This is a genomic window from Priestia sp. VA7 (assembly GCF_055710015.1).
In genome coordinates this window covers 735,740-747,957 of the sequence record NZ_JBVQPN010000003.1, presented here as the reverse complement: position 1 = coordinate 747,957, position 12,218 = coordinate 735,740, and the positions used below count along the sequence as shown (strand labels likewise).

The following is a 12,218-nucleotide window of genomic DNA, read 5'->3' as shown; positions in this document are numbered from 1 at the left end:
TACTAGTGTAAGCTTTCAAGGAACGATTTGCAAGTCCCTCTGATGTAAAATTTTATATAAATATTCTTCTGAAAAGACAGGGTATATCTTTAGCTGCTCAAGTAGGACCATTTGACATTAGCTTTTCATATTCTGGCGTCATATTAATAATTCGCTGCTGTTTTCTCTTTTCCTTTTGGCATCTTTTAGCAAATTTAAACACAAATATTTTAAAAGAGGTTTTTATTTCCTTGGTATAGGCTAAAGAAAGGAAACAACATTTTTATATGGAGGGGTTATAAATGATTGCATTAACTGGAAAAGTTGCGCTTGTGACGGGAGCGGCGTCTGGAATTGGACGTGCTTCAGCCATTACACTAGCTGAACAAGGAGCGCGCGTTGCTCTTTTAGATTTAGACGAAGAAAAATTACAAGAAGTAAAAGAGACCATCATGTCGAGCGGCGGAGAGTGTATAGCCATTAAAACAGACGTATCTGACTCTGAAAGTATAAAAGAGAGTATCGAAACGATCAGCAGCTTATGGAGTCAATTACATATTATTTCTATTAACGCAGGCATCAACGGTACGTTCTCTTCTATTGAAGAACTGTCACCAGAAGATTGGACAAAAACGATTGATACAAATTTAACAAGTACTTTTTTAACTGTGAAGCATTCTATTCCTTATTTGAAAGCTCAGGGAGGAAGCATTATTATTACTAGCTCAATTAACGGCAACCGTACATTTTCAAATATCGGCATGAGCGCATACAGTTCCTCAAAGGCTGGCCAAATGGCGTTCGGCAAAATGGCAGCTCTTGAACTTTCTACATACGGGATACGGGTAAACGTCATTTGTCCAGGAGCAGTTGATACAAATATTGAAAGCAATACATTCCGTCAAGAAGACAAATTAAAAGAAGTAGCGATTCCAATTGAATATCCAAATGGCAATCAACCGCTTGCTAAACGCTCAGCTAAGCCCGAAGAAGTAGCAGATTTAATCTTCTTTTTAGCTTCTGACGCGTCCAAACATATTACCGGAAGTGAAATGTTTATTGACGGCGGAGAATCGCTGCTGTAACGTACAAGCCCCTGCATCAACGTGAGGGGCTTGTTTTTTTACTTTTATGAACAACATCTACTCCGCCCGAAGCAGATATAATGCTGCCTGTAATCATATCTGAGTTTTCATCGGAAAGAAACTCAATAATACGCGCAATGTCTTCTCCTGTCCCTGATCGGCCCACTGGCGTTTCCTTATCTTCTAGTAATCTTGCTTTTATAATATCACTTTCTTTCATGTCTCCTACAATATCTCTGGGACAGACCATATTGGCCGTAATCCCGTATTCGGCTACTTCTAGAGCAAGCGATTTGGTCAGAGAAGCTAGCCCTGACTTAGCGGCACTAAAAGCCGCGCGGTACATCCATCCAGGGGTGTGCTCTACATCTTGAAAACCGTATGTAATAACCCTTCCAAACTGCTGCTTTTTCATAATAGGAACAACCGCTTTTACAAAATGAAAAACGGAGCTTAAATTCCCTTCCAGCATTTCATACCATTCACTGTTTGTGTACTCTATTAATTTTTTTCTTTCAAATACATACGGACCTGCATTATTAATTAAAATATCAATACGTCCGAATCGCTCCATAGCCTGCGCAACGACGTGTTCAATATCTGCTTTATTCGTTATATCTCCTTCTACAAACTGTACGTTGTCTTTATATTGATGCCATTCTTCTTGCAGTTCTCGTACTTTATTTTTATCACTGCGAAAATGGACGGTAACAGAATACTGCTTTTTTAAAAACTGTTCTGTTACCTTCTTGCCAATACCTTTATGACCCGCTGTAATCAATGCATGTTTCATCTTCCTTCACCTCTTTCACTCTACTTATCTACTATATATATTAGACAGCTCCTTAGTTTCTCCTTTACTAACAAAAAAAAGCCCTTGACTAAAGGGCCTTTCTTTTACGGTCTTAACAAAATTTTCCCTGTACTTTTCCGGCTTTCAAGCAGCTCATGTGCTTTTGCTCCGTCTTTTAAGTCAAACACCACGGGATCGGTTAGCACAAGCTGCCCTTTACTAATCCACTCAAACAGCTGCTGTGAACGTACTTTGCGTTCTTCATGTGACACAAGCACGTTCCATAAGTCTCCGCCTGTAAGCGTTTTAGAGGTATCCATCAGCATACGCGGGTCGACCGGGGCCGGATCGCCTCCTGCCATTCCGTAAAATACCACGGTTCCGCTTGTTTTTACGGCTTCAAAGCTTTTTTCTAGCGTAACTCCTACAGATTCATAGGCAACATCTGCGCCTCGCTTCGTTACTTCTTTCACTTGTTCCACCCAGTTATCTTCGTATAAAAAGACATAGTCAGCGCCTGCTTGAGCCGCTGCTTTTGCTTTTTCAGAAGATGACGTTAAGCCAATGACCTGTCCGCCTAATAGCTTAGCAATTTGAACTAAAAGCTGACCTACGCCTCCAGCAGCTGCGTGAACAAGTACATAATCGCCGGGCTGAATACTGTAGCTGTCTTGCGTTAAATAGTGCGCCGTTAACCCTTGTAAAAGCACAGAAGCAGCTGCATCAAACGAAATATCGTCAGGTACGGCAATGATTTTATCTTGTGGCACGGCAACAAGCTCTGCATTTGCAAAAGGAACGTCAGCAAACGCAATACGGTCTCCTACGTTAACGTGACTTACTTTTGCTCCTACTTCTTCTACCACACCTGCTCCTTCATATCCTAAAATATACGGAGGTGTACCCGTTAAGTGATAGTTCCCTTTTCTTCGGTACACATCAGCAAAATTAAGTCCAATTGCTTTTGTTCTTACTAGCACGTCTGTTGGACCAATAGAGGGGTTCGATATATCTTGATAGTGAAGAACGTCAGGTCCTCCAAATCTTTCAAATACTAATGCTTTCATAGATAAGTTACCTCGTTTTCTTTATGTATTCCCTTTCATCGTAATTCAACGAGATAACAAACACAAGTTTCTTACTCAGCAAAAAACGCTTTGTCTCATGAGGAGACAAAGCGTTTTTTCAATTTGTTTGCGCTACAGCTTCTCGCATTGTTCCATTTTTTTGATAAGACATATGAAAAGAAAAGGCTTTTTCAAGAACGTGCGGTGTTTGTCCGCCTCGCGGGAGCGCTTCTTCGTAATACGCCATAAGCTGGTCGCGGTACATTGGGTGGGCACAATTTTCAATGATGCATTTTGCCCGTTCTCTTGGAGCGAGTCCGCGCAGGTCTGCGTATCCTTGCTCTGTTACAATCACATCCACATCGTGTTCCGTATGATCAACGTGCGAAACAAACGGCACTATGCTTGAAATATCGCCGTTTTTTGCAATGGATTTTGTTACAAAAATACCAAGGCGCGCATTTCGGGCAAAATCTCCTGAGCCTCCGATTCCGTTCATCATTTTTGTTCCCATCACATGCGTGGAATTGACGTTTCCGTAAATGTCTAGCTCTAGGGCAGTGTTAATAGAAATCAGTCCTAAGCGACGAATGATTTCGGGATGGTTTGAAATTTCCTGCGGGCGAAGAATGAGCTTATTTCGATAGGCTTCAAAATTAGAGAAAACTTGTTCCATTTTATCTGCTGAAAGCGTAATTGAGCAGCAGGAAGCAAACGTAACTTTTCCTGCGTCAAATAAATCAAACACGGCATCCTGCAATACTTCTGAATACACCTCTAAATCATGAAACTCTGAATCTAACAAACCGTGGAAAACGGCATTTGCCACAGATCCAATTCCAGATTGTAAAGGAGCAAGCGATTCAGTTAATCGCCCTTCTTTAATTTCTTGGCGTAAAAATGAAATCAAATTTTGAGCCATTACAACCGTTTCTTCGTCAGGTGCTACAATCGTAGACGGTGAATCTAGCTGATTTGTAAATACAATACCCTTTACTTTATCTAAATCAATTGGTATGCCTAACGAACCAATACGATCATCAGATTTTTTCAAAGGAATTGCATCTCGCTGTCCTTGAACGCCCGGATCATACAGATCGTGAATACCTTCTAACAGCTCTGGCTGCGCTGTGTTAATTTCAATAATAATAGATTTTGCATGCTCGGCAAACACCATTGAATTGCCAATTGACGTTGTTGGAATCATCATTCCGTCACCTGTGATAGAAACCGCTTCCAAAATAGCGAAATCTATTGAATCTAACACGCCTGAACGTACCCATTCAGAAGTATGCGATAAATGCTGATCAATAAACTGAAATTCACCTTCATTAATTTTTTTACGCATGGTAGGGTCCGCCTGAAAGGGCAAGCGTTTATTTAACATGCCTTTTTCTGCAAATAGCTTATCCACATCTGACCCAAGTGAAGCACCGGTATACACGCTTACTTTTATCGGTTCTGTTTCCGCTCGTTTCGCTAGCGCAAACGGTACAGCTTTGACATCCCCCGCGCGTGTAAAACCGCTTAGACCAAGGGTCATTCCATCTTGAATCCAAGATGCTGCTTCTTCAGCAGAGACAATGCGATTCTGTAGTGCTTCATGCTTAATTCGACTGCAAACGTTTTCCATTCTGTTCACTCCTTGTTTTTGCTCTTTTTTACCATTTTACTGTAAAGCAAGCGTCTACAAGAGTTTTTGGAATGAAATGGACAAAAATAGCGATAAAACAGCATATTTGATGATAATTAAGCAAAATGACGGTTAAAACCCAAGGAGTTTTCGAAAATAGCTGGCGTACGACTGACTGACCGGAATTTTTTCTCCGCTGCTCATTACTAGTAAAAAAGTTGAATGTGTATCAGGATAAATTTCTTGAATTTGCGTCACATTGACGATAAAGGAACGATGACAGCGCACAAACTCTTCTTTTGGAAGCACATAATCAAATTCATTTAACGTGTATTTATGCGTACCCGTATACTTCTGTGTGTACACATATGTTTTTCGGTCACGCGCTTCTACGTAGATAATTTTTGAGAAAGGAACCGGTATCCATCCCTCGTTCACCTTTAACGTCACAACTGACTTTCCGCTCGTTAACGCAGGAAAAATCGCCGTCACGCACCCTTGAACCTCTCCTTCGTCTAAGAAAGGCACGGCCATGCCGTAGTAAGGCGTGCCAAACACGTCTCGGTGAATAAATTCTGATACTTTTTGCTTTCGTTCTAATGCTTTATATGTAATCGTTCCTTTTTTAATTTGATCTCCAGGGCTGATTTTTAAATTAATTCGTTTACTTGCCCGGTAATACACGTACGTTTCTAGATCTGAAACGGCAATCGACGCTTCATCAGAGAACAATTCGCTGATAACGTCTAATAATGCTGAAGCTTTAAATGGTTTCATCTTTTCACCTTCTTTTGTCTAGTCAAACACGCTGCTTCTTTATTGTAGCGCAAAAGCAAAAGCTAGTGGGAAAGAAGCATGGAATTTATCTTTTCAACTGCATAAAATTTCTATTTTTTCACAACATAAAACAATGAAATGAAGGAAGGGTGAAATGTATGGGCTATGCTGAATCGACGTTTCGAATCGCCTGTTCATTTTTTGTGCTGCTTCTTTTAACGCGGCTCATGGGAAAAACAGAAATCAGCCAGCTAAATGTGTTTACGTTTATTACGGCGATTACGATTGGTAATATTGCTTCTTCCCTCTCCACTGATAAGCGAGTAGAGATTGATAAAGGAGTTTATTCACTGCTAGGATGGACATTTTTAACGATCGCTATGGGCTATCTTGGAATGAAATCGAAAAAAGCGCGGCATCTTATTACCGGTGAGCCTAAAATTGTGATTAAGCAAGGGAAAGTGATGGAAAAGGCATTAAAACAAGTCCGGCTAGATATTGAATCTCTTTTAGGCATGCTGAGGCAGCAAAACGTATTTTCCATAAAAGATGTAGAATACGCCATATTAGAAATCAACGGAAACCTCTCTGTTATGCAAAAACAAGATAAAAAGCCGAACTCGTGGTCAAAAACGCTTTTATTTCCCACTTCAACGGGCGTTATTTACGATGGAAAAGCGAATGAAGATGCCTTGAAGGACCTGCATGTAGATAATAATTGGCTGCATAAACAGCTAGAAAAAGCGGAAGTTAACTCAATTGATGACGTCTTTTACGCTGAGGTCCAGTCCGACGGATCGCTTTACATTGACTATAAAAAAGACAAATTTAACTCATAAAAAAATCCGTACCAAAAGGCACGGATTTTTTATTAGCTTGCTTTTTTCACACGATTTGTAATGGTATCTTCTTTTGGTGATGTTTTACGAATAAAGAAGGCTAAAACAAACGCTATCACACTTAAAATCGTTGCAATCATAAACGCATCGTTAATACCCATTGCCGTACCTTGATTCACAGCTTCAGCCATACTGCCTTTATCTGCCGGCAAAATTTGCTGATTCGTTACGATGTTTTTCACGTGTTTTTCACCTTGATTCATCATAATAGATACAAAGAACGCCATTCCTACAGCTCCAGCAACCATTCGCAGCGTATTAACCATCGCTGTGCCGTATTTATTTAAGCTAAGCGCAAGCTCATTTAATCCTGCTGTAAATATTGGCATCATGAGCAGCGACATACCAAACATACGAACAGTATAAACAATCATTACATACATAAATGTTGTTGTTGTTTCAAGTTTTGTTAGTTCATATGTTGTCACAACGGTAATCGCTAAACCAATAACAGCAAGCCATCTTGCTCCAAACTTATCAAACAGACGTCCTGTAATCGGAGACATAATCCCCATTACAATTCCCCCTGGCAGTAACAGCAAGCCTGAAAGAAACGGTGAAAAACCGCGTACGTTTTGCATATAAATCGGCATTAAAATCATACCTGAAAACATTGCCATTGTCACAATCACGTTAATGATTGTTGTTAAAGTGAACATACGGTAACGGAAAATACGGAATTCAAGAAGCGGCTGATCGATTTTTAACTGACGGAAAATAAAGAACAGAATTGAAATACCGCCTACAATGAACATAGCTAATACTTCAGTGCTGGTCCAGCCCTTTGTACCGCCCGTAGCGAACGCATAAAGCAAGCCGCCAAATCCAATTGTTGACAAAATAACGCCAAGCACATCTAGCTTAGGTCGGCTTGTTTCCGTCACGTTTTTCACTAAAATAATAGCCGCAATTACGTTAATGAGTGCAATTGGAAACATCATAAAGAATAAAACGCGCCATGAGTAGTGCTCAACTATTAAACCAGAAAGCGTCGGCCCTACTGCCGGTGCGAAGTTCATCGCTACACCAAAAATCCCCATCGCAAAGCCGCGTCGGTCAGGCGGGAATAATGTAAAGATAACGTTGGTAATTAACGGAAATAAAATCCCTGCTCCTGCTGCTTGCACGACGCGTCCCACTAAAATAACGGAAAATGTCGGTGCAATACCGCAAAGCAGTGTTCCTACTGTAAACAGCCCCATTGCTGTAATATACAGCTGCCTTGTAGTAAATCGATTCATTAAAAATGCTGTAATTGGAATAACAATTCCGTTTACTAACATAAAGATGGTTGTTAACCAGTTACCCGTAGCCGCCGTTACATGGAAATGATCCATCATTTGCGGAAGCGCAATGTTAATCAGCGTTTGATTTAAAAAAGCGACGAGCGCTCCCATTATCATTACGCCAAAAATAGACCGAGTTCGGGCTTGATCGGACTGTTGTGTTTGTGTATTCATTTTAACAAGACCTTTCCCTTTAAAATTATCTGTATGTAAATCTTCAGATGACAAACAGGTTAAGAATATAGTTTATGTGTTCATTCTATTAATTTATGTTACGAATATTTAATGAACTTAATTATATACCGGATAAATATATCTGTTTCCGAAATATTTGTCAACAAATATGATCATTTTCGTAAAACTTTTCCATCAGTATATATAAAGTAGTATACCCTTTCATCAGTATATATAAAGTAGTATACCCTTTCATCAGTATATATAAAGTAGTATACCCTTTAATGAAGAAAAAAATGAGAGCCCTTCAACGAAGGCTCTCATTTCCTTAAGAAATACTTATTTTAAGATTTGAACTTTTACTGTTTTTCTTCCCCATTTTAACGCTTCTTTTTGAGAAGGAAGAAGAACGTCAATTTTATTTCCTTTAATTGCACCGCCCGTATCAGCTGCAATTGCCATGCCGTAACCTTCTACGTATACTTTTGAACCAAGCTTAATCACTTTTGGATCGACAGAAATCACTTTTTGATTTGGATTCTTTTTCAAGTCAATTCCAATCGCTGTTTTTCCGCTGCAGCCTTTGCAGTTCGCTGTGTACGCTGTTGCTGTTACTTTAAATTCTTTCACAACGTTTGAAGACTTCGCAGGCGCTGCTTTAGCAGGCGTGCTTGATTTTGTTTGAGATACTTTTAATACTTGTTTCGGATGAATGCTGTCTGACTTTAAGTTATTCCACTGTTTCAGCTGACTAACCGATACTTTATATGTCTTTGCAATTTTGTATAGCGAATCTCCGCTTTTTACTGTATATGTATTTGTTGCAGCTGATGCACCACTTGCCACTCCGAACAGTGACATTAGAACTAAACTGAACGTAATCATTGTCTTTTTCATGTAATTGATTTCCCCTTTATCTACCAATACATAAAAAATAACACATGAATATTACAGTTATATTTCAGTAACATGTCAATAGTTTGATAGTTTAGTTACAGTAAAAATAAAGATTCTTCCTTTTAAACTAGTAAATTAATCACCTTTACTCTTCAAAAAACATACATATTTAGGTATATGACGGTGCTTTTACACACATTTATAATGGATTATTTCATTTGTAACATTTCACTGGTTCTAGAGGCTTATATTTTATTTTATATTGGTTATTTAGAACATAGTTTATTTAAAATTAATAAATGCGTTAAAGGAGCTTAATATAAATCACTTTTTACACCGTTGGTTGGAGAGCAAGACTTCGCTTTCCACTGGAGTCTTGCTCTTCAACCAACAGCTAGAAGCGCATACATATATGGCCGCCATAACAATAAAAAATCCGAACGAGTTGGATTCTCTATCAAGAATCTCAATTCATCGTTCGGATTTTTCTTCCACTAAAATACTTTTATCATAGCCTTTTTATTTGAAATTAAGATGCCTGCATTACTTGTTAATATGGCTGCCACTGAAGCATTTTAGCTGCCTCGAACCTTTTTTCTACATTTGGCCAGTAAACTATTTTCCACCAATTATCAACGTACGGATCACGTTCATTTTTGTACTGCAAATAATAGGCGTGTTCCCATACGTCTAATACGAGCAGCGGAATCGTATCCCACTGCGTGAGAAGCTGATGGCGCTCTGCTTGCAGAACTTCAAGCTTTCGCGAACGCGGCGACCATACTAAAATAGCCCAGCCCACACCTTCCACTTTTTTTGCAGCTTGAGAAAAGTGCATCATAAATTTCTCATAGCTGCCAAAGTCTTTTTGAAGCTGCTGCAGCAGCTGTCGTCTCGGCCTCCCTCCTCCTTCTGGACTCATAATTTCCCAAAAGATTGTATGCAAGTAATGACCTGAGCCATGAAAAGAAGCTTCCCGTTCCCAATGTTTTATGAGGTCAAAATTGTTTGTGTTACGGGCTTGCTGCAGCATGAGCTCTGCTTTATTTAATCCATCTACATAGCTTTGATGATGCTTGCTGTGATGAAGACGCATAATTTCCCGGTTAATATACGGTTCAAGAGCTGAATAGCTATAGCCAAGCGGCGGCAGCTCGTGCTGTCCTGGCGCTATCGATTCTCGCTCCCTGCCGTCGTCTCCGAGCCGCTCTTTTAAGACTTTATCAATATGCCGCACTGCATTATTGATTTCTTCTAACGTATATTCGTTGACATCTTCTTCACTTAAATATTCAAGAACGTCTTCTTGCGTGCGCGTTATATATGACGTTATATCTACTTCTGTAATGGCTTCTTCAAATACCGGATCACATACTTGTTCAAGCCAGGTCTGAACTTCCATCAAGTATCTTTTTCTCTCATCTTGATCGGCCATACTTTCCCTCCTTACACCTCATCTTCACTATCATATTCAAAAGAAAAAGCAACATAACTTCCTACTTGTATCTATTGAGTTAGAAAATTCGACATAAAAAAGGCAAGAGTTCCTTTAAGCTTGAACTCTTGCCTTTTTTATTATATTTTCTTTGCCATATTCACATAATCAATCGTTTCTTGCTTGCTAACAGCCGCGTGCTTCAGCTTTGGATTATAATAGAGCTCGACTTTTATATTATTGATTTCACAGTCATCTGGCATATCCTGCAAATCCGTTAAAAATGGCAGCAAGTGATTGTTCATATCGTATTCAAACGCCCCGTTTTGCAAGTAATACACCTTCGGCACATAGTTAATATGGCGAAAAAACTTCACTGCGTTAATTCGCTCACCGTATAAGGCTATCACTTCATCTTCTGTCAAGTTCGGATAAGATAAATTAAACACTTGCCGAACCGGCGTTTTCAGCCACTTGGTCAAGCAAGTCTGCGGATTGTTGACAAGCGCTTTTGCTCCTTTTACGTACCCCGCTAAAAACATCGACATAAAGCCGCCGCCTGATGATCCGTAAAACAGCACATTGGACGAATTCACGTGCACTTTTTTCATGAACTTTTCAATTAAAACGGCAATGTCTTTTAAATAAAAACGGTCGCTTGTCCCTTGTCCCCACGCAAGCGAAACCTTTCCTAAGTAAAGCGTAGGATCGTTATAATAAATAATGGAATCTTGGAATTCATTCATCCACGAATGGCGCTGAAAATAGGGAGGGCCTGCCGGCATTTCCTGACTCGCCCCTCCTCCTGAGCCAAACACAAGCAAATGAGAAGACTCTTTTTTTAATTTCACTAAAAACTCAAACAACACTCCGTTCCACTCGACCGCGACTAAAACGGGCCTATTAAACGGCAGCTGAAGTTCATCTAGCTTTTCATACGTACTAGTTATTTTTTCATATTGATCAAGCAACAGCCCTGCAACTCACTTTCCTTAAAATGATCTGTCGTATGCGTCTGACATTGATCATGGCTCTATAAAAAAAGAACCTGTTACAGTGTATGAAAATCAGTGGACAAATGATTGTACATCTCATCAAAAAGAGGCCCTTACCACATTTCCGCCTAGGCTTCTGTCACGAAATACAACGCTTCACATACGATACAGCATCATAAAAAATTCAAGGATCGGAGCTGAAGACCGTTGTCAACGTCTTATATGGATTACAATAATCCAAACGTGCAATACTTTTCTGATGTGAATAAAAACAGACTTAACACGCGAAACGATCAAAATTACATTAACCGATTAGGTCGGGATGTGCTCAACACATTAGGAAATGTGTCGTTACTCGATATTTATTTAAGCAAAAGCCGCGTGGTCGAACCGCACTATCATCAAAATGCCGCTGAGCTTGTTTACTGTATTTCAGGCTCAGCCGTCGTTTCATTAATCAATCCGTTTAACAACGAAGTCACAAATATTCCGATTACTCCCGGTCAAGTAGCCAATATCCCTCAAGGCTGGTGGCACTGGGAGATTGCGTCTGAAGACAATACGCATTTACTTGCCATTTTTGACGCCCCTTACCCGGAATACATTTTTGGATCGGACATTTTAAATAAGACGCCTATTGAAGTCCTTGCTCACACGTATTGCTTAGACCCGGAGCAGCTAAAGAAAACGCTGGCTCCGTTAAAAAATCAAACCATCGTGATTGGACCAACGGACGAATGCGGAGAAAAAGAACAATATAAAAAGAAAAACCAAGGAGGCCCCGTTCACCACCAGACGCCTCCTTATACGTATCCTCTGCCTCAAAATTCTTATTACTCTCCTCAAAATCCCTATCACTATCGATATTGGTAAAGACAAAGAAACCCTGCTGCCAATGCAACGGGGTTTCTTAACGAATACATAACATTATTGTTCTTCTATATACGTGCTATGAAAGGCTGCTTCAATATATGCAACTTGGAAATGATAATGTCCAATTAAATATTTCACAATGTCCACCTGGTCGATTTTGCCGGGCTTATCGACCATCGCTTCTTTTACCATTTCTTCGAATGTACCTTGATCAAACTGTTCTTCATGGACAACAATTGTCTCAGAGTACATTTCGTCTTGTCCTTCTGAAATGCGATAGTAATACAATTTTTTCACCTCGATTTGTCTTAAGTGTATGTATACC

Annotated in this window: 12 protein-coding genes; 3 read left to right on the top strand and 9 right to left on the bottom strand. The window is 39.7% G+C overall.

Going from position 1 to position 12,218, the window contains the following annotated elements; genetic code table 11:
* Positions 1–281 precede the first annotated feature (281 nt).
* Entirely contained in the window at positions 282–1,064 is a 783-nt protein-coding gene (locus tag AC0C45_RS16620; RefSeq protein ID WP_034651359.1) for an SDR family oxidoreductase, read from the top strand.
* A 16-nt stretch (positions 1,065–1,080) separates the two neighbouring features.
* Here AC0C45_RS16620 and AC0C45_RS16615 read toward each other — a convergent pair whose 3' ends face one another.
* The 4 genes from AC0C45_RS16615 to AC0C45_RS16600 all read right to left on the bottom strand — a co-directional run bounded on the left by AC0C45_RS16615 (position 1,081) and on the right by AC0C45_RS16600 (position 5,334).
* Complete coding sequence (locus tag AC0C45_RS16615; protein WP_472928289.1) at positions 1,081–1,857, bottom strand: SDR family oxidoreductase; 777 nt, start codon at positions 1,855–1,857, stop codon at positions 1,081–1,083.
* Between the two features lie 104 nt (positions 1,858–1,961).
* Positions 1,962–2,924 (bottom strand): quinone oxidoreductase family protein, encoded by a 963-nt coding sequence (locus AC0C45_RS16610; RefSeq protein ID WP_472928287.1) that lies wholly within the window; start codon positions 2,922–2,924, stop codon positions 1,962–1,964.
* 118 nt (positions 2,925–3,042) lie between these two features.
* The gene (locus AC0C45_RS16605) at positions 3,043–4,557 is read right to left on the bottom strand and encodes an acetyl-CoA hydrolase/transferase family protein (RefSeq protein ID WP_472928285.1); all 1,515 of its coding nucleotides are present in this window, start codon (positions 4,555–4,557) and stop codon (positions 3,043–3,045) included.
* Between the two features lie 132 nt (positions 4,558–4,689).
* Complete coding sequence (locus tag AC0C45_RS16600) at positions 4,690–5,334, bottom strand: LytTR family DNA-binding domain-containing protein (protein ID WP_047931456.1); 645 nt, start codon at positions 5,332–5,334, stop codon at positions 4,690–4,692.
* A 158-nt stretch (positions 5,335–5,492) separates the two neighbouring features.
* On the opposite strand from AC0C45_RS16600, the gene AC0C45_RS16595 reads away from it, so the two are divergent.
* A complete protein-coding gene (locus tag AC0C45_RS16595; RefSeq protein ID WP_047931455.1) occupies positions 5,493–6,173 on the top strand; it encodes a DUF421 domain-containing protein in 681 nt (226 codons plus the stop codon).
* Positions 6,174–6,205: 32 nt separating this feature from the next.
* Here AC0C45_RS16595 and AC0C45_RS16590 read toward each other — a convergent pair whose 3' ends face one another.
* The 4 genes from AC0C45_RS16590 to AC0C45_RS16575 form a co-directional block, all read right to left on the bottom strand.
* Positions 6,206–7,693, bottom strand: coding sequence for a DHA2 family efflux MFS transporter permease subunit (locus tag AC0C45_RS16590; RefSeq protein ID WP_034668819.1), 1,488 nt, complete (start codon positions 7,691–7,693; stop codon positions 6,206–6,208).
* Positions 7,694–8,032: 339 nt separating this feature from the next.
* Positions 8,033–8,590 carry a 3D domain-containing protein gene (locus AC0C45_RS16585; protein ID WP_472928282.1) on the bottom strand — a complete coding sequence of 186 codons (558 nt, stop codon included), beginning with the start codon at positions 8,588–8,590 and terminating at the stop codon, positions 8,033–8,035.
* A 550-nt stretch (positions 8,591–9,140) separates the two neighbouring features.
* Positions 9,141–10,025 carry a superoxide dismutase gene (locus AC0C45_RS16580; protein ID WP_034651345.1) on the bottom strand — a complete coding sequence of 295 codons (885 nt, stop codon included), beginning with the start codon at positions 10,023–10,025 and terminating at the stop codon, positions 9,141–9,143.
* Between the two features lie 140 nt (positions 10,026–10,165).
* On the bottom strand, positions 10,166–10,996 hold the full coding sequence (locus AC0C45_RS16575) for a glycosyl transferase family 2 (protein ID WP_257062304.1): 831 nt from the start codon (positions 10,994–10,996) through the stop codon (positions 10,166–10,168).
* A 231-nt stretch (positions 10,997–11,227) separates the two neighbouring features.
* On the opposite strand from AC0C45_RS16575, the gene AC0C45_RS16570 reads away from it, so the two are divergent.
* Entirely contained in the window at positions 11,228–11,893 is a 666-nt protein-coding gene (locus tag AC0C45_RS16570) for a cupin domain-containing protein (RefSeq protein WP_047931451.1), read from the top strand.
* A gap of 54 nt (positions 11,894–11,947) precedes the next feature.
* Here the strand turns inward: AC0C45_RS16570 and AC0C45_RS16565 are convergent, their stop codons facing one another.
* Complete coding sequence (locus AC0C45_RS16565) at positions 11,948–12,190, bottom strand: hypothetical protein (RefSeq protein WP_223268895.1); 243 nt, start codon at positions 12,188–12,190, stop codon at positions 11,948–11,950.
* Between the last annotated feature and the right edge of the window lie 28 nt (positions 12,191–12,218).